Genomic DNA, 17,582 nt, shown 5'->3' with positions numbered 1-17,582 from the left:
GGAGATGCGGTCGGGCTCGCCCTCACACGTGACCGGTGGCATGAGAGATAGCCGACCCGGGCGGCCGATGCGAGGACACACCGACGCGTGGCTGACGGCATCCCCCGAGCGCATCACTCCCGTCTGCGGGCTCGCCACGACACCGAGGAGAGAGATGCACAGAATCAAGACTCGGGGTGCCGCTTGGACGCTCGCCGCGTTGGCGAGCGCCACCCTCACCCCCACCACCGTCCTGGCAGCACCCGTCGGAACGGGGCAAGCACCTGCCGCGCAGGCCGCCGGGCTCAGCAACCCCGGCGGCTCGCTGGTCTTCATCCGCGATCACGATGTGTGGATCGCCAACGGCGACGGCAGCAGTGCCCACCGCGTCACCCGCGATGGGACCAGGAACCGGCCGTACCAGTCGCCGTCGCAGTCCGACACCGGCGTGATCGCCGTCGGCCACGGCAAGGACATCGTGACGATGACCCAGGGCGGGACGGTCCTCAAGCGGCTGGACCCGCCACCGCTCGTCGGCCCAGCCAACACCCCTCCCGCCCATGTGTCGATCTCGCCGGACGGCAAGCACATCATCTACACGCTCGCCGCCTACCAGTGCGACCTCGGTACCCCGGGCTGCCGTCCCAGCGTCGCCTCCGGCATCACCCGCTCCGACCGGCTCACGCCAGCGACGACGTACGGCATCACGACGATGTGGTCGCCGTCGTGGGTGAGCAACACCCGGGTGATGCTCAGCGGCGGCTATCTCTACCAGATCATGCTGAAGGATCTCGGCAAGGATCCGGTGCACTGGTTCGACGACCAGGACCTGGTGCCACCGGGCATGTCGACGGATCTCGAGGACGGTGAGCTGTCACCGGACGGCAAGCGTTTGGCCGCGGTTCGCGGCTACGGCGACGACATGCGGGTCACCTGGTACGAGGTGACCGGCAACGCCAAGGTCGGTGCGCCACCGCCTCCGCCCGAGTGGACCTGCATGACCGAGCCGGCGATGGCAGGGATGGCGTCGCCCACCTGGGCTCCCGACAGCCGCAACCTGGCCTGGGAGGAGCCGGACGGCATCTGGACAGCGATCACCGACACCCCTTGTTCGACGCCGCGCCGCATCATCCCCAACGCGAGCCAACCCGACTGGTCGGCGGCGCGCCTGGCTCCGGGTTCGCAGCGGCTGGCGGTGAAGAAGAAGCCCTCTGTGGCCGGGAAGCCGATCGTTGGTCGCACCTTGAGCGCTCGCGCGCCGAAGTTCCAGCCCAGTGCCACCAAGCTCAGCTACCAGTGGTGGTGCGACGGTCGCCCGATCAAGGGCGCCACGAGCACGAAGCTGCGCTTGACCGGCAAGCACCGAGGCTGCCGGATCCAGGTCAGGGTCACGGGGAAGCGCACGGGTCACGTGGCCGCCAAGGCGCTCAGCAAGCCGACCAAGAAGGTCGCCGGGCGCTGACGCCCGCCTCAACCAGAAAGTCCCGGATGTTTCTCAGGTCGAACTCGCTTCCAGACCTGCGAAACATCCGGGACTGCTTCACGGCGGCTCAGGGCTCCTGCGCCCCGTCGCCGGTCGCGCGCTCCTCCGTGGGCGTGCTGGGGTCATCGGAAGGACCAGCCTGCCGTTGGCCCTTCTTCTTGTCCTTCTTGTCCTTCTTCGAGTCGGACTTCTTCTGGTCCGCGCTCTTCTTCTCCTTCTTCGGCTTGCGCGTCTTGACGATCACTTCGCCCTTCGGCTTGGTGAGCTCGAAGTACTGATCGACCGGCTCACCCCCCAGGCTCGCGGCGATCGCGTGGTAGCCGCCGGGCCAAGCCCAGTTGCCGAGTACGCAGCCCTCGGAGGACCGGCGCCCGTTCCAGGCGATGGTGACGACAGCGGGCTTCGCACGTCGCACCACGACGTCATGGGTGCCGAGCACCTGGCCGCAATGTGCGCTCGACCAGATGGGGTCGCTGCCCGAGGTGATCTTCAGCGCGACCGTACGACGTGACACCACGAAGGTGCAGGCCTCCCGGTCGGTGCTCAACTCCAGGGGGATCTCGATACGCGGTCCGCCAGCGGGCTCCCGCTCGATGGTCGGTGCGACGGTGACCTCAGCCGGGTCGCAGGGACCGTCAGGATCGGCCAGCACCACCTTGGGCTTCTTCTTGCGCGGCTTCTTCGTGGTCTGCTCCGTGCCCTGGTCAGGACCGGCTGCCGACGTGTCGCCCGACGCGCGACCCGCCGTGTTCTTCTGTTCGTCGGACCCGCCGCTGAAGAGTCTGGTCACCGTGAAGACGAGCAAGAAGACGACACCCAGCACCACGGCGCGGCGTACCCAGTAGACCCGGGCGGGCAGCGGACCACGGGGTTGCATCGAGCTCATGGGGTCACGGTAGTCAGCCGATCCGCGGCGTTCCGGTTGCCACTCCGAGCCCCGGCCGGCCGCGCACACCCGGCGGTCGCTCCCTAGGATGCAGGGCGATGGACGATCTGCACACGAAGGTGCTCGACTGGTACGACGCCGCGGCGCGCGACCTGCCGTGGCGCCGTCCTGAGGCAAGCCCGTGGTCGGTGATGGTCAGCGAGTTCATGCTCCAGCAGACCCCGGTCAGTCGTGTGCTCCCGGTGCACGAAGCCTGGCTGGAGCGGTGGCCGAGACCGGCGGCCCTGGCTGCCGAGGAGGCCGGCGAGGCCGTGCGTGCCTGGGGTCGTCTCGGGTACCCGCGCCGGGCGCTTCGGCTGCACGCGGCAGCCGTCGCGATCGTCGCCGAGCATGGCGGCGAGGTGCCGGACGATCGGGAGACGCTGCTCAGCCTGCCGGGAGTCGGCGACTACACCGCGGCCGCGATCGCCGCCTTCGCCTTCGGGCAGCGGCAGGTGGTGCTCGACACCAACGTACGCCGGGTCTTCGCCCGCGTGATCGAGGGCGAGGAGTTCCCACCCACCTCGGTGCGCCGCGCGGAGCGTGACCTGGCCGCCCGGCTCCTGCCCGACGACGTACCGACCGCGGCGACCTGGAGCGTCGCGGTGATGGAGCTGGGCGCGCTCGTCTGCACCTCGAGCAATCCCACCTGCGGCGGCTGCCCGATCAGCGACCAGTGCGCCTGGCTGGAGGCCGGACGGCCGGCGTACGACGGCCCGCCCCGCAAGGTCCAGACGTACGCCGGCACCGACCGCCAGGTTCGTGGGCGTTTGCTGGGGGTGCTCCGCGATGCGCCGGGCCGGGTGCCGAAGGCGCGGCTCGACCAGGCCTGGCATGAGCCCGTGCAACGCGAGCGAGCATTGCAGAGCATGCTCGACGACGGCCTGGTGGTGCAGCACGGAGACCTCTACGCACTCCCCTGACTCCCTCCACACAACGTCCTGCCATCAGGTGCCGCAGGCAACCACCACGCAGGACGTCCCGCACAACGTCCTGCCGCCCGGCCGCCCCGACAACCACCACGCAGGACGTCGCGGGGGGCAGCCGAGCTGGAAATGCAGAAGAGCCGCGGAACCCGAAGGATCCGCGGCTCTTCCGACTCAGGCGCTTCAGCCGATCAGGCGTCACCCTCGGCTCGGGGAACGTCGGGGGCTCCCGCGTCCTCACCACCGTCGAGTGCTGCCTCGAGCGGCGGGGCGTCGGGCAGGGGGCTGACCTTCTGGCCCACGAACGTGAAGGACGCCTCGGGGCCCTCGCCCTCGACATCGACCAGCACGATCTGACCGGGGCCGACCTCGCCGTAGAGCATCTTCTCGGCAAGCACGTCCTCGATCTCACGCTGCACGGTGCGACGCAGCGGTCGAGCACCGAGCACCGGGTCGAAGCCCCGCTTGGCGAGCAGGTCCTTCGCCCCCTGGGTGAGCTCGAGCGACATGTCGCGGTCCTTCAACCGAGCCTCGACCGACGCGATCATGTTGTCCACCATGGCGACGATCTGCTCCTGCGTCAGCGGCGGGAACACGATGACCTCGTCGACACGGTTGAGGAACTCCGGGCGGAAGTGCTGCTTGAGCTCCTCCGACACCTTGCTCTTCATCCGCTCGTAGGTGCCCTGGGTGTCGGACGCGTTGCCGAAGCCGAGGCTGACGCCCTTGGCGATGTCACGCGAGCCGAGGTTGGTGGTCATGATGATGACGGTGTTCTTGAAGTCGACCACCCGGCCCTGCGAGTCGGTCAGGCGACCTTCCTCCAGGATCTGCAACAGCGAGTTGAAGATGTCGGGGTGGGCCTTCTCGACCTCGTCGAAGAGCACCACGGAGAACGGCTTGCGGCGCACCTTCTCAGTGAGCTGGCCACCCTCCTCGTAGCCGACGTAGCCGGGGGGCGAACCGAAGAGCCGCGACACGGTGTGCTTCTCGGAGAACTCCGACATGTCGAGCTGGATCAGCGCGTCCTCGTCGCCGAAGAGGAACTCCGCAAGCGTCTTGGAGAGCCAGGTCTTGCCGACACCCGACGGTCCGGCGAAGATGAACGACCCGCCGGGACGCTTCGGGTCCTTCAGCCCTGCACGGGTACGCCGGATGGCCCGGGAGAGCGCCTTGACGGCCTCCTCCTGACCGATCACCCGCTTGTGCAGCTCGTCCTCCATCTTGAGCAGTCGCGTGGACTCCTCCTCGGAGAGCTTGACGATCGGGATACCGGTCGCCACGGCGAGCACCTCGGCGATCAGCTCTTCGTCGACCTCGGCGACGACATCCATGTCGCCGGCCCGCCACTGCTTCTCGCGGTCGGCCTTCTTGAGGATGAGCTGCTTCTCCTCGTCGCGCAGCGATGCAGCGGCCTCGAAGTCCTGGCCGTCGATGGCGGCCTCCTTGCGCTGACGCACGTCGGCGATCTTCTCGTCGAACTCACGCAGGTCCGGCGGCGCCGTCATCCGACGGATCCGCAGTCGGGAGCCGGCCTCGTCGATCAGGTCGATGGCCTTGTCCGGCAGGAACCGGTCGGAGATGTAGCGGTCGGCCAGCGTCGCCGCCGAGACCAGCGCCTCGTCGGTGATGGTGACACGGTGGTGGGCCTCGTAGCGGTCGCGCAGACCCTTGAGCATCTCGATGGTGTGGGCGATCGAGGGCTCGTTGACCTGGATCGGCTGGAAGCGGCGCTCGAGCGCGGCGTCCTTCTCGAGGTGCTTGCGGTACTCGTCGAGCGTGGTCGCGCCGATGGTCTGCAGCTCACCACGTGCCAGCATCGGCTTGAGGATGCTGGCCGCGTCGATGGCTCCCTCGGCAGCGCCGGCGCCCACCAACGTGTGGATCTCGTCGATGAAGAGGACGATGTCGCCGCGGGTCTTGATCTCCTTCAGCACCTTCTTGAGGCGCTCCTCGAAGTCACCGCGGTAGCGAGAGCCGGCGACCAGGGCGCCGAGGTCGAGGGTGTAGACGTGCTTGTCCTTCAGCGTCTCGGGGACGTTGCCCTTGACGATGTCCTGGGCCAGCCCCTCGACGATGGTGGTCTTTCCGACGCCCGGCTCACCGATCAGCACCGGGTTGTTCTTCGTGCGCCGCGAGAGGATCTGCATGACCCGCTCGATCTCCTGCTCGCGCCCGATGACCGGGTCGAGCTTGCCCTCACGCGCATCCTGGGTCAGGTTGCGACCGAACTGGTCGAGAACCAGCGACGACGAGGGCGCCTCGCCACCGGAGCCACCGGTCTGGGCACCTGCCGTCGCGCTCTCCTTGCCCTGGAAGCCGGACAGCAGCTGGATGACCTGCTGGCGGACCCTGTTGAGGTCGGCGCCGAGCTTCTGCAGCACCTGGGCAGCGACACCCTCACCCTCACGGATCAGGCCGAGCAGGATGTGCTCGGTGCCGATGTAGGAGTGGCCGAGCTGCAGCGCCTCCCGCAGGGACAGCTCGAGCACCTTCTTGGCGCGCGGGGTGAAGGGGATGTGACCCGAAGGAGCCTGCTGACCCTGGCCGATGATCTCCTCGACCTGGGCGCGCACCGCCTCCAACGAGATGTCGAGGGACTCCAGCGCCTTGGCGGCGACACCCTCACCCTCGTGGATCAGGCCGAGCAGGATGTGCTCGGTGCCGATGTAGTTGTGCGAGAGCATGCGGGCCTCTTCTTGGGCCAGCACGACCACCCGCCGGGCTCGGTCTGTGAACCGCTCGAACATCTCTGAGTGCCTCGCAATCTGGTGTAGCCACAGGCGCACCCTGACGGGTGCAGACAGTGGTACCAACGTCTAGCCCCACCCTACGTGTTCCCGCCGGCCCAACCCCGTCGGTCCGCTCTCAGCGAACAGGGACCACCCGGCCGTACGCCGTCACCTGAGCTTGACCCGGACCTCACGGGTGACGATGTTCCCGGCTGTGTCGGTCAGCCTGACCGTGGCTCGGGCGACGACCCGCTTGCGCCCGAGCGCGCCCAGCACCGGCTTCACATGCTTCTTCCTGACGGTCAGCAGCAACGTCGTCCGCTTGCCCTTGACCGTCGACCCCTTGACCGCCGGGAGCGGAAGCATGGACGGCCGACCAGCGATCTTGATCGCGCCCGCAGCCTTGAGCCGCACCTCCTCACCGGCACGCACCCTCAGCTTGATGCGGACCTTCTGCCGCTTCTGCTTCTGCACGTCGGCGGCGGTCACCCGCACTCCACGGACCTCGTCTGCAGCGATGCTGCGCCAGAGCTGACCGCCTCCATCCGTCGTGGCGAACCACAGCGTGTCACCGGCGCCGGTCAGCCCCAGCGGCGGCCGTGCCGGCTGGCCCGGGCGCAGGTCGATCGCCAAACCAGTGCCGCCCACGGTGCCATCGGACGACCACAGCTCGCTGCCGTTCCAGCGGGTGAGCGCCGGGAACCACACGCGCCCGGCTGCCACCGCGAAGCCACGGTCCTGGGACTGCAGGTCCAGGCCCCGATCGCCCGCGGCGAAGGAGGTCAGCCGCTTCGTGCCGGCGGCGGTGCCGTCAGTACGCCAGAGCTCCTGACGGCTCCCACGCCTGCCCGGGACGAAGGCGAGGCGATCCATCACGACCACGTCTTGCCCGTTGAGAGCATCGCCGCGCTTCTTGGAGAGCACCTTCAAGAGACGGGTGCCGGCCTTGCTGCCGTCCGTGATCCACAGCCGCTCGTCCGGCTCAGTGGTCTTGAACAGCAGCTTGCCGTTCAACTCGACGAGCGTGGCCGGATTGCTGGGTGCTCCCTTTGCCGGGTTGAGATCAGCGACCTGCCGGGTCCCCGAGACGGTGCCGTCCGAGCGCCACACCTCGGCTCCGTCAGGCCCGCCGTCGTTCACGAAGTACAACGTGTCACCGACCGAGGTCAGCTGCGAGACGTACCCGCCTTCGGTCAGCAGGGTCACTCCGCCTCCGTCGCCGTCGTACCCGTAGAGCGACCGGGGACCGTAGAGCCTCTCGGAGTGGGTCAGGAAGATCGTCCCATCGGCGACGACAAGGTCGTGGAAGAAACCACCTGCAGGGAGTTCTGCGACGGCCCGGGTGCCCGCTGACGTGCCGTCGGTCCGCCACAGACCGAGATCCTGGCCCTGCTCAGGGCTATGGAGAAAGTAGAGGGTGTCACCGACCGTGTCGAAGACGTCTCCGACCCCGGCCCGATGCTCCGGATCAGAGACAGTCAGCCGGGTGGTCCCGGTCGCACTGCCGTCGGTCACCCAGAGCTCAACGCCCTCCGACGCCGACCCGGCCGTGAAGTAGAGGCGGTCGCCTGCCGGACGGATCGCCTGGATCGCGAGGCCATCGAACGCGGGATCTGCCAAGAGACGCTGCGGGGGCTTGTCGGCGTCGACCATCCACAGCTGCCGATCACCTGCACCACCGGCGATGAAGACCAGGGCGTCTCCCCAGCGGGTCAACGCGGCGGGAGCCTTCTCCGTCGGCACCTTCACGACGCCACTCTCGGAGGTCGCAGCGTGCGCCGCGACGGGCGTGACGAAGCCCGCGGTGACGCCCGCCACGGCTACGGCGATGACGCAGCCGACCGCGCGCTGTCGAGCGACCGAGATCCAGCTCTCCGCTCCGTGACGGCCGACGGTCCTGTTCTTGCCGTGCGACACGGCACCCCCCGAGATTTGAGAAGACGTGGTCCTCGACTGTAGCCCAAACCCGCGACGTCGACCTGCGGATACGAAATCCCCTGCGAAGACGACGGCGCGGGTGGCGCCTCCCCTGGGGAGACGCCACCCGCGCCACTCAGATCAGACCCGATCAGTGCGCGGCGTTGTAGGCCTCGCGCACCTCGGCAGGGACGCGGCCCCGGTCGGAGACCTCGTACCCGTTGGACCGGGCCCAGTCACGAACATCGGCGGCCGACGGGCCGGAGGAGGTCGCCGCACGACGGCCGGCACGGCGACCACCACCCACCTTGCGGGCGTGGCCGACATAGGGCGCCAACGCTTCGCGAAGCTTCTCCGCGTTGGCGGAATTCAGATCGATCTCGTAGGAGGTGCCATCGAGACCGAAGGTGATCGTCTCGTCGGCCTCGCTTCCGTCGATGTCATCGACGAGGACGATGTTGACCTTCTGTGCCATGCAATACCCCTGTGGTGACTGCGGCTGATGAATAGGACTCGCACATCATGACACGAGAATGACCCCGATAAACCCCGGGCGGCACGGGAATTCTTCAGCGATTCGCAATCGCGAGGAGAATCAGGAGTTCCGGGCGAAAACCAGTTCCAGGCCGCGGAGCGTCAGCCAAGGCTCGTGAACGGTGAAACTGGCACATTCCGCCATGACAAGGGGGGCGAGGTGGCCGGTGGCAATGACATTGACCTCCTCCTTGGCGAGTCCGAGTTCCGCGATCATGCGCGCGACCAAACCGTCCACCTGCGCAGCGACACCGAAGACCAAGCCGGATTGGAGGGCCTCCACCGTGTTCTTTGCGATCACCGACCGGGGCCGCAACAGCTCCACCTTGCGCAATTGGGCGCCGCGACGACCCAGCGCCTCGAGCGAGATCTCGATACCCGGCGCGATGGCACCGCCGACATACTGTCCTTGAGCAGTGACGACGTCGAACGTGATCGCGGTCCCGAAGTCGACCACGATGCTGGCGCCCGCATATCCCTTCGCTGCGGCGAGGGCATTGATGATGCGATCGGCGCCGACCTCACGAGGATTGTCGGTGAGCACCGGAATGCCGGTCCGGATCCCCGGTTCGACGACGACCGAGCACACGTCGGCGAACCGACGCTCGAGCATTTCACGCCATTCGTGCAGCACAGCAGGAACCGTGGAGCAGACCGCGATACCTGAGAGGTCGCAGGGATACTCGGCCAGAAGCCCTCGCACCAGCAACGCCCATTCGTCACTGGTCCGACGCTCATCGGTGGCGACCCGCCAATGTGCCTCGATCTCACCCTCGACCACGAGACCGAGGACGGTGTGGCTGTTGCCGATGTCGACCGCGAGGAGCGTCATGGCTCAGGCTCCGTCCGGCCGCAGGTCCATCCCCACGTCGAACACGTTGGTGGAGTGGGTCAGCGCACCGACCGCGATGTAGTCGACACCCGTAGCGGCGACCGCGGCAGCGGTCTCGAGGGTCAGCCCCCCCGATGCCTCGAGCGTCGCGCGACCAGCGTTGAGACGCACCGCCTCACGCATCTGGTCGGGGACCATGTTGTCGAGCAGTACCTGCGTAGCGCCGGCGTCGAGCACTTCGGCCAACTGCTCCAGCGAGTCGACCTCGACCTGGATCGGCAGCGGCGGTGTCCGGTCGGCGTACGCCTCCTGCACGGCACGGTACGCCGCCACGACGCCACCGGCGGCAAGCACGTGGTTGTCCTTGATCAGGGCCTGGTCCGAGAGGGACGCGCGGTGGTTGACCCCGCCACCGCACCGCACGGCGTACTTCTCCAGACGCCGCCAACCGGGGGTGGTCTTGCGGGTGTCGCGTACCCGGGCACCGCTCCCCCCGAGAGCGGTGACCCAACGCGCGGTGTCGGTGGCGATCCCGGAGAGACGGCAGAGGAAGTTCAGCGCGGTGCGCTCCGCGATCAACAGCTGCCGGACCGGCCCGGCGACGGTGAGCAACGTCGTACCGCGCTGGACTGCGGTGCCGTCGTGGACCGGTCGCTCCACCCGGACCTCGCTGCCGACGACGTAGCGGAAGACCAGCTCGGCGACGGCGGTACCGGCGACGGTGCCCGCCTCCCGGCTCACCAGGTCGGCCACGCCCTCCTGCGAGCCGGGGATCGTCGCCGCACTCGTCACGTCATCGGTGGGCACGTCCTCGGCCAGCGCGAGCGCGACATGGTCGTAGAGCCCGCGGGGATCAAGGCCGGCCTTCTGCAGTTCGGCGACGAGAGCAGCAGGCAGGTCGTCGAACCCGAGGCGCGCAACGCTCGGCGTGGTGGGTTCGCTCGGTCGCTCGCTCGTACCCCGCTCGGCTCCGTCGCTCGGCGTGGTGGGTTCGCTCGGTCGCTCGCTCGTACCTCGCTCGGCTCCGTCGCTCACAAGGCGGCTCCTTCTGTCGAGACCAGGTCGGCCGTTCCGACCGTGTCGGTCGCCGGGCTCGGACGGAACTCCCGTCGCAGGCGGCGGTCGGCAAGCGTGGTGTCGTGGTGCCCCGCGCAGGCGACGTCGTCACGCTCGGGATGATCTTCGCGCCAGTGGGAACCGCGGGTCTCGGCACGCGCGAGAGCGGCGCCGGCCAGCGCCAGGCTGACCTGCAGCAGGTTGGTGGTCTCCCAAGCCGCTACGCCCACCTCCGGCGCAACCTCGTCGACCATCGTCGCGAGCTCGGTGAGCGCCTGGCGCAACCCGGCCTCGTTGCGGAGCACACCCACGCGCCCGGTCATCGCCGCCTGCAGGCCCGGCCGTACGTCGGCCCGGACGATCCCAGGCACGCGCACGTCGGGCAACGGCGCACCCCAGGACCGCAGCTCGCCCGGCAGGACCTGGGCGATCCGCCGGGAGAAGACCAACCCCTCGAGGAGCGAGTTGGAAGCAAGTCGGTTCGCGCCGTGGACGCCGGAACAGGCCGCCTCCCCGGTCGCGTAGAGGCCCGGGATGTCGGTGCGGCCCCACAGGTCGGTGACGACACCGCCGGAGGCGTAGTGCTCGGCTGGAGCAACCGGGATCAGGTCGACGACCGGATCGACGCCGTGGGAGCGGCAGGTGCTGAGGATCGTCGGGAAGCGACGCTCCCAGAACGCGGTCCGCTGCTCCAGCGTCGTCGCATCGAGGGGAGCGTCGGCAGGTGCACCGAGGTGACGACCGTCCAGCCACATGTGCGGGCGGTCCTGCTCGTGCATGCGCCGGGTGATGGCCTTGGCGACGACGTCGCGGGGAGCCAGGTCGGCGAGCTCGTGCTGACCCTGCATGAAGCGGCCGCCGTCGAAGTCGACCAGCACCGCACCCTCGCCGCGAACAGCCTCGGAGATCAGCGGCTGCTGACCACTGGAGTCGGCACCGAGGTACATGACAGTGGGGTGGAACTGCACGAACTCCAGGTCGCGCAGCCGGGCACCGGCCCGCAGCGCCAGCGCCATGCCGTCCCCGGTGGACACTGCCGGGTTCGTGGAGGCCGAGAAGACCTGGCCGATCCCGCCACTGGCGAGTACGACGGCGCGACAGTGCACCGCGCCGACGCCGTCACGCTGGCCCTCGCCGATCACGTGCAGCGTGACGCCCGCAACGCCGCCGTCGGCGTCGCGGAGCAGGTCGAGCGCGAGCGCATGTTGGATGACCTCGATGGAGGGTGCTGCCTCGACCGCGGCGATCAGCGCACGCTGGATCTCCGCACCGGTGGCGTCGCCGCCCGCGTGAGCGATGCGGTCCCGATGGTGACCACCTTCGCGGGTCAACGAGAGCACACCGTCGTGGTGGTCGAAGCGGGTGCCGAGCGCGATCAGCTCCCGGACCGCCGCCGGGCCCTCGTTGACGAGCACCCGCACGGCCTCGAGGTCGCAGGCGCCTGCGCCCGCGACCAGCGTGTCCCGCTCGTGCTGCTCCGGCGTGTCCCCCGGTCCCAAGGCTGCCGCGATCCCGCCCTGAGCCCACTGCGTGGAGCCCGCGTTGAGCACGTCCTTGGTCACCACCATCACGGTGGCTCCGTCGTCGTCGGCGCGGGCCCGGAGCTCGGCGTCGATCCGCAGCGCGGCGGTCAGTCCGGCGATACCGGAGCCGATGACCACGACATCGGAGCGGGTCACCCAGCCCGGCTCGGGAGCGGTCAGGCGACCCGGCAGCAGCGGATCAGGCGTCGTAGGCACGGGGTGATCCTCCCACCAGTCGCTTCAGCGACCGGCGGTGATGTCGCCCCGCACCAGGCCGCTGCCCTCGGCCGCCTCCGCGGGGTCGAAGCCGGTGGCCAGGATCTTGTTGTCGCCATCGACGAAGACCACGGACGGCTGGTACCCGCGGGCCTCGGCCGTCTCCATCTGGCCGTAGCCGATGAGGATCACCAGATCCCCGGGGTGCACCAGCCGTGCGGCGGCTCCGTTGATGCCGATGACGCCCGAGCCCCGCTCGCCCGCGATGGTGTAAGTCTCCAGACGAGCGCCGTTGGTGATGTCGACGATGTGGACGAGCTCACCGGCCAGGAGGTCGGCAGCGTCGAGGAGGTCCTCGTCGACGGTGACAGACCCGACGTAGTGCAGATCTGCCTGGGTGACGGTGGCCCGGTGGATCTTGCTCTTCATCATGGTGCGCAGCATCAGTTGTCTCCTCCTGCGGTGGACTGTTCCTCAGCTCTGCCCAGGAACACCGGAACGTTGTCGATCAGCCGGGTGTTCCCGACCTTGGCGGCGACCAGCACACGGCCCTCGCCGCGGCTGGGCGCCTCGGCCAGGTCGGGAGCGGTGACGACGAGATAGTCGACCTCCACACCGGTCTGGTCGGTGAGCTCGGAGAGCGCGGCCATGCGGACCGCATCGGGGCCGTCGGCCGCCTTGAGGACGCCGGCGCGCAGTGCGCGCGAGAGGCCGAGTGCCAGCTCGCGCTGCCCCACGTCGAGGTAGCGGTTACGAGAGCTCATGGCCAGGCCACCCTCCTCCCGTATCGTCTCGGCACCGACGACGTCGATGCCCAGGCAGAGGTCGGCGACCATGCGGCGTACGAGCACCAGCTGCTGGTAGTCCTTCTGGCCGAAGACGGCGACGTCGGGGCGGACCAGTCCGAAGAGCTTCGCCACCACGGTGAGGACGCCTCGGTAGTGGCCCGGACGGGTAGCGCCCTCCAGCACGGTGCCCAGCGGGCCCGGCTCGACGGTCACGTGCGGGTCGCCGCCGGGGTAGACCTCCTCGACCGCGGGCGCGAAGACCACGTCGACGCCCTGCGCGGCGCACAGGTCGAGGTCGGCCTCCAGCGTGCGCGGGTAGCGGTCGAGATCCTCGCCCGCCCCGAACTGCAGCGGGTTGACGAAGATCGAGACCACCACCGGCCCGACGCCGGTGGTCGAGCTGACGCCAGTGGTCGAGCTGACGCCGGTGGTCGAGCTTGTCGAGACCCTCTCCTTCGCAACGCGCATCAGCGAGGCGTGGCCGTCATGCAAGGCGCCCATCGTGGGCACGAAGCCCACCCGGCGACCGGCGGCGCGATGCGGAGCCAGCAGCTCCGCAAGCTCGGCGCGGGTGCTGGCCAACTGCGGGCGGACCATCAGCCGACCACCCGGTTCGGTGTCGGCAGCCCGGTCAACGAGGCCTCGAGCACCTGCGACATCTTGGCGGCACGCAACGGCAGCAGCCGACCGTCGGCGACGGCACGGTCGAGCGTCGAGCGGGCCATCGCGACGTACGACGGGAGCGTGTGTGGTGCGCTGTGCACGAGGTCGGCGAGGTGGGCCCGCACGGTCTCCACATCTCCACGCACGATGGGCCCGGTCAGCGCGCGGTCCCCTTGGTTGAGGGCGTTGTCGAGGGCAGCCTCGAGGAGGGGGCGCAGCGTGTCGGCCGGGTGGTCGCCGCCGGCGGCGGCCAGCATCTCCATCGCCTCGGCAACGAGGGTGACCAGATGGTTGGCGCCGTGGGCGAGACCGGCGTGGTAGAGCGTGCGACGCTCCTCAGGCACCCACATCGGACGGCCGCCGAGATCGGCGACCAACGACTCCACGAGCTCCCGCTCGCCGGTGCCGGCGGTCACGCCGAAGACGCAACCGCCCAGCCGCCCGAGGTCGAGCGCCGTGCCGGTGAAGGTCATCGCCGGGTGCAGGGCGATCGGCCGGGCGCCGGCCAGCGTCGCAGGGTCGAGGACGGCCAGGCCGTGCCTGCCGGAGGTGTGGACGACGTACTGCCCGGAACGGATCGCGCCGGCGGCGGCAAGGGTGCTCACCACGTTGGCGAGCATGTCGTCGGGAACCGTGAGCAACAGCAGGTCGCACGAGCGAGCGACGGCTGTGGGCTTCTCGACCGGGATTCCCGGGAGCAGATCGGCGATCCGGGCGCGCGAGGCCTGGGATTCGCCAGCGACCGCGACCACCGAGTGCCCGGCGTCGCGGAGTGCAGCGGCCAGCACGGCTCCGACGCGTCCCGCGCCCACCACACCGACCCGCAATGCTGCGGTCATGACGGTCCAATCTGTTCGTTCCAGTCCCGCCGACCACCCACCGAAGCGGGCCGGATCAGGTACCGGACGTTGCCCTTGCTGGCTCGAACACCAACGCTACGCCTGCCGATTCCGGCTGTGAACCAGAAGGATCGGTGGGCTGGGTCACACGGCGCGGGATCACGCCGTACGGCGCGCGATCACCCGGTAGAGCACCGGATCCTCCCCCCGGTACGGCGAGAGGCCGGTCGACTCGATCTCGAAGAGCAACTCGTCGAAACCGAAGGTGCCCACCAGGCGCTCCCGGAACGCCTCGGCGTTCTGGAACCGGCGGTAGTGGTTGCCGTGCACCTTCTCCGCGTCGCTGTCCTTGTCGGTGCGGAACTCGGCCGCGAAGAGATCCCCCGGTCGCGCGTGGGTGCGAACGGCGGCAAGCAGCCGCTCCTGGATCTCCTCGTTGATCGCGTGCAGGAAGAAACGCAGATAGAAGAGCACCGGTCCGCTCCGCGCACCGGCACCGCGGTCGAGGACAGCACCCAGAGCCTGCTCGTCGGCCACGTCGCAGACCTCGAAGGCGACCTCCTCGAGGCCGAGCCCGGCCGCCTTCTCGCGAGCGTGCTCGATGCCGACCGGCGACTGGTCCAGCCCCAGGACGCGCCGTCCCGCGGCCCCGAAGGCACAGGCGTCCCGACCGTCGCCGCACCCGATGTCGACCACCGTCGCCGGCATGGCCGGGTGCGCGTTGACGAACTCGAAGAACGTCGAACCAGCCCTGTACTCGTTGGTGGCGTAGAAGTTCGCCCAGTAGACCTTGGTGCGCTGGTCGGTGGTGAGCACGCCGTCCTCCGCGGCATCCACCCGGCTCAGGTTCCAGTTGAAACCCGGCTTCGGCAACCGCCAGTCCTCCCCGTAGAGGTGCGCGAGCAGGCGCTCGGGCTGGCGGGGAGCAAGGAAGCGGCCGCCTGCGAAGTCGACCTCCTCGGTGCCGTGCCAATCGGCGCGCCGGAAGGGCGTCGTGCCGGCCACACCCCACGTGATGCGGTAGTTGTCGGCGTCGTCGAACCAGGAGTGGAAGAGGTCGATCTTCCGCCCCGACTCCGGGTCGTGGATATGCAGCAGCCGGTGCCGGAGGTCGACCACCAAGCCGGACCTACGCAGCTCCAGGGCGATCTCGACAAGCTCGCCAGCGACGTCCTCCCCGGTCGCGTGCGACGAGATGTACGCCGCGTCGAAGTCGTTGTCGTGGCTGATCGGGCCACCGTCTCGGACATGCCCGAGCAGACTTCCGTAGACCAGGAACGGCTCGAGTCCACGCTCCGCGAGGACGGTCCGCGTCTGTCCGAACAGGGCCGCGACGTCGTCTCCCCAGGAGGCGTTCTGCTCCAGCGGCGGCACGAAGCTGCCGGACTTGGAGAGCTTGTGACCGGATGCCAGGAGTGCGAGCAGCTCCTCGATGCTCCCGTCGCCGGCCCGACGAGGGCTCAGCCACATGCCGTGACCGGCGATCGGCAGCACCTGGCCGCGGAAGCGCACGGAGACCCGCGCACGCCGACCGAGGAACGCCCACAACCCCTGCACCTGGAAGCTGAAGACCCGTACCTCCTGCGGCGAGTGTCGGCGGTCGTCGCGCGGACCGGCCGTGATGCCGCTCCCGCGGCTGCGCCGGGGGGCCTGACCGTCCTCCTTGACGACCTCCATGCCGGAGAGCGGGACACCGGCCGTGGGATAGGTCGAGGAGATCAGGTGGGGACCGACATAGAGGTCGACGGGCGCAGGCGGCAGGTCGGCCGGGACCGAGACCCAACCGACGAGCTGCCTCGCGGTGAACCTCTCGACGATCCCGACCACCGGCGGCACCGGCTGCGGACGGAGGCTGCGGCGTACGTCGGCCAGGCGGGAGCGGAGAGTCACCCGCCGAACCTTACCGAGACAGACCCGGATCTCCCGCCGCTCCGCGCCCTGCGACCAACACCTCGCCCACAGGCCGGAGCGGCAACGCCGCCTGTCCTTCCGAGCACAGTCAACGCCGGAAACGGCTGAGCAAGGAGGTCGAGGCGGGCGGCTCGGCTGCCCCACGCTGCGTGGCCCGACGCGCCCGACGCTTCAGCCTGCGTTGTCCTCGCATCTCGATCCGCACCAGAGCACTGCTGACTCGCACGGCGGTCTCCAGGGAGACGACTGCCGGCGGCAGGAGATCCTCCGACATGGGCGCGTCCGCCGGGATCTCCAACCGGCCCAGGTCGCCGATGATGTGCAGTCCCTCCGCCTGAAGGGCCTGCAGGTCGGAGACCCGCTGCTCGCTGCGTCGGCGCGCGAAGTCCATCGCCCAACGCGGCAAGGGCGGCACCGGCGGCTCGCCCTCGACCACAGGCTGGGTGCGCATCGCACGCAGCACGCCCTGCCGCATCAGCCGATGGAAGTCCTCCAACGTCCCGCCGCGTTCCTTCAAGTCGATCGCGAACTGACGCAGGAGCTCCACCTCGGGGTAGGTCAGCGACCGGTTGGACCGGACCACATGCTCACGGAGACTCCCGTCGGGGAGGCCGAAGAGCCGCTCGAAGACTCCGAAGAGGAAGCCGTGGTCCTGGTCGTTCGCCACCACGACCGTGACGGCGTCCTCCCCCACCACGCTTCCCCAGCGACGCACCTGCTCGGCCGTGTCGTGCGGTCGCCAGGTCGTCTGCCACAGCACATGCGAGTCGTCCTCCCGCATGACCAGGCGCAGGTACTCCTCGTAGCTCAGGGTGGTCCGTGCCTTCACACCCTGCTGCCACTGCGAGGGGATGAAGGTGTCGTAGCGTCGCGCCACCATGAGCACGTGCGGACGCTCGCCGCCAAGGCTCGCGACGACCTGCCGGACCTGGTCATCCGTCGCACGTCCCAGCTGCTCGTGGCTGATCAGCACACGCGAGGCGCTGGCCGCCGCCACCTCGTCGAGCAGGTCCTGCCATTCGGCCGGGTCGCGAGGCGGCGCGCCACGCTGCCCGTGGAAGCCCAGTGCCTCCAGGTAGGGCCGGGGCCGCTCGGGGTTGCCGGGGTAGAGGACCCCCGAGTCGGCCAACCTCGGGCGCAATGCGGCGAAGGCCGACTGGATCGCCGTCGATCCGGTCTTCTCGGGCCCGATGTGGATCAGGTTGGTCCCCTCGGCCAGCCGATGCACCGCGTCCAGCTCGTTCCCCGAAAGCATGCC

The 17,582-nt window shown here is 69.3% G+C and carries 14 protein-coding genes; 2 read left to right on the top strand and 12 right to left on the bottom strand.

Annotation, left to right across the window (positions count from 1 at the left end):
- The first annotated feature begins 154 nt into the window (after window positions 1-154).
- Entirely contained in the window at window positions 155-1,441 is a 1,287-nt protein-coding gene (locus DNK54_RS18175; protein ID WP_110208428.1) for a TolB-like translocation protein, read from the top strand.
- An 88-nt stretch (window positions 1,442-1,529) separates the two neighbouring features.
- On the opposite strand, the gene DNK54_RS18170 is transcribed toward DNK54_RS18175, so the two are convergent.
- Window positions 1,530-2,348 (bottom strand): hypothetical protein, encoded by an 819-nt coding sequence (locus DNK54_RS18170; RefSeq protein ID WP_110208427.1) that lies wholly within the window; start codon window positions 2,346-2,348, stop codon window positions 1,530-1,532.
- 98 nt (window positions 2,349-2,446) lie between these two features.
- Between DNK54_RS18170 and DNK54_RS18165 the strand changes: the two genes are divergently transcribed.
- The gene (locus DNK54_RS18165; protein ID WP_110208426.1) at window positions 2,447-3,310 is read left to right on the top strand and encodes an HhH-GPD family protein; all 864 of its coding nucleotides are present in this window, start codon (window positions 2,447-2,449) and stop codon (window positions 3,308-3,310) included.
- Between the two features lie 194 nt (window positions 3,311-3,504).
- On the opposite strand, the gene DNK54_RS18160 is transcribed toward DNK54_RS18165, so the two are convergent.
- The 11 genes from DNK54_RS18160 to DNK54_RS18110 all read right to left on the bottom strand — a co-directional run bounded on the left by DNK54_RS18160 (window position 3,505) and on the right by DNK54_RS18110 (window position 17,579).
- Entirely contained in the window at window positions 3,505-6,063 is a 2,559-nt protein-coding gene (locus DNK54_RS18160; RefSeq protein ID WP_110208425.1) for an ATP-dependent Clp protease ATP-binding subunit, read from the bottom strand.
- 150 nt (window positions 6,064-6,213) lie between these two features.
- Entirely contained in the window at window positions 6,214-7,962 is a 1,749-nt protein-coding gene (locus DNK54_RS18155) for a hypothetical protein (RefSeq protein ID WP_110208424.1), read from the bottom strand.
- Between the two features lie 151 nt (window positions 7,963-8,113).
- Entirely contained in the window at window positions 8,114-8,437 is a 324-nt protein-coding gene (locus DNK54_RS18150) for a histone-like nucleoid-structuring protein Lsr2 (RefSeq protein ID WP_110208423.1), read from the bottom strand.
- A gap of 120 nt (window positions 8,438-8,557) precedes the next feature.
- Window positions 8,558-9,328 (bottom strand): type III pantothenate kinase, encoded by a 771-nt coding sequence (locus DNK54_RS18145; RefSeq protein WP_110208422.1) that lies wholly within the window; start codon window positions 9,326-9,328, stop codon window positions 8,558-8,560.
- 3 nt (window positions 9,329-9,331) lie between these two features.
- Complete coding sequence (nadC, locus tag DNK54_RS18140) at window positions 9,332-10,363, bottom strand: carboxylating nicotinate-nucleotide diphosphorylase (RefSeq protein ID WP_239460176.1); 1,032 nt, start codon at window positions 10,361-10,363, stop codon at window positions 9,332-9,334.
- Window positions 10,360-12,123: an L-aspartate oxidase gene (locus tag DNK54_RS18135; RefSeq protein ID WP_239460175.1), complete on the bottom strand. Its 1,764-nt coding sequence runs from the start codon at window positions 12,121-12,123 to the stop codon at window positions 10,360-10,362. Before DNK54_RS18135 ends, nadC begins: the two co-directional genes overlap by 4 nt.
- 24 nt (window positions 12,124-12,147) lie before the next feature.
- Window positions 12,148-12,567: an aspartate 1-decarboxylase gene (gene panD, locus DNK54_RS18130; protein ID WP_110208421.1), complete on the bottom strand. Its 420-nt coding sequence runs from the start codon at window positions 12,565-12,567 to the stop codon at window positions 12,148-12,150.
- Window positions 12,567-13,508 (bottom strand): pantoate--beta-alanine ligase, encoded by a 942-nt coding sequence (gene panC / locus DNK54_RS18125; RefSeq protein WP_110208420.1) that lies wholly within the window; start codon window positions 13,506-13,508, stop codon window positions 12,567-12,569. Before panC ends, panD begins: the two co-directional genes overlap by 1 nt.
- Window positions 13,508-14,413, bottom strand: coding sequence for a Rossmann-like and DUF2520 domain-containing protein (locus DNK54_RS18120; RefSeq protein ID WP_110208419.1), 906 nt, complete (start codon window positions 14,411-14,413; stop codon window positions 13,508-13,510). The genes panC and DNK54_RS18120 overlap by 1 nt, the downstream gene beginning before the upstream one ends.
- A 159-nt stretch (window positions 14,414-14,572) precedes the next feature.
- Window positions 14,573-16,303, bottom strand: a complete 1,731-nt coding sequence (locus DNK54_RS18115) for a class I SAM-dependent methyltransferase (RefSeq protein ID WP_110208418.1) — start codon at window positions 16,301-16,303, stop codon at window positions 14,573-14,575.
- 109 nt (window positions 16,304-16,412) lie between these two features.
- Window positions 16,413-17,579, bottom strand: a complete 1,167-nt coding sequence (locus tag DNK54_RS18110; RefSeq protein WP_110208417.1) for a hypothetical protein — start codon at window positions 17,577-17,579, stop codon at window positions 16,413-16,415.
- Window positions 17,580-17,582 lie beyond the last annotated feature (3 nt).

Origin of the sequence: Nocardioides daejeonensis (genome assembly GCF_003194585.1) — a bacterium.
Lineage (GTDB): Bacteria > Actinomycetota > Actinomycetes > Propionibacteriales > Nocardioidaceae > Nocardioides > Nocardioides daejeonensis.
This window is presented reverse-complemented; position numbering and strand designations above follow the sequence as displayed.

Bases quoted from the DNA above. Each gene is read 5' to 3' on its own strand.
- panC (WP_110208420.1), bottom strand. From the start codon at position 13,508: ATGGTCCGCCCGCAGTTGGCCAGCACCCGCGCCGAGCTTGCGGAGCTG.
- DNK54_RS18150 (WP_110208423.1), bottom strand. From the start codon at position 8,437: ATGGCACAGAAGGTCAACATCGTCCTCGTCGATGACATCGACGGAAGC.
- DNK54_RS18175 (WP_110208428.1), top strand. From the start codon at position 155: ATGCACAGAATCAAGACTCGGGGTGCCGCTTGGACGCTCGCCGCGTTG.
- DNK54_RS18120 (WP_110208419.1), bottom strand. From the start codon at position 14,413: ATGACCGCAGCATTGCGGGTCGGTGTGGTGGGCGCGGGACGCGTCGGA.
- DNK54_RS18160 (WP_110208425.1), bottom strand. From the start codon at position 6,063: ATGTTCGAGCGGTTCACAGACCGAGCCCGGCGGGTGGTCGTGCTGGCC.
- DNK54_RS18170 (WP_110208427.1), bottom strand. From the start codon at position 2,348: ATGAGCTCGATGCAACCCCGTGGTCCGCTGCCCGCCCGGGTCTACTGG.
- DNK54_RS18145 (WP_110208422.1), bottom strand. From the start codon at position 9,328: ATGACGCTCCTCGCGGTCGACATCGGCAACAGCCACACCGTCCTCGGT.
- DNK54_RS18165 (WP_110208426.1), top strand. From the start codon at position 2,447: ATGGACGATCTGCACACGAAGGTGCTCGACTGGTACGACGCCGCGGCG.
- DNK54_RS18110 (WP_110208417.1), bottom strand. From the start codon at position 17,579: ATGCTTTCGGGGAACGAGCTGGACGCGGTGCATCGGCTGGCCGAGGGG.
- panD (WP_110208421.1), bottom strand. From the start codon at position 12,567: ATGCTGCGCACCATGATGAAGAGCAAGATCCACCGGGCCACCGTCACC.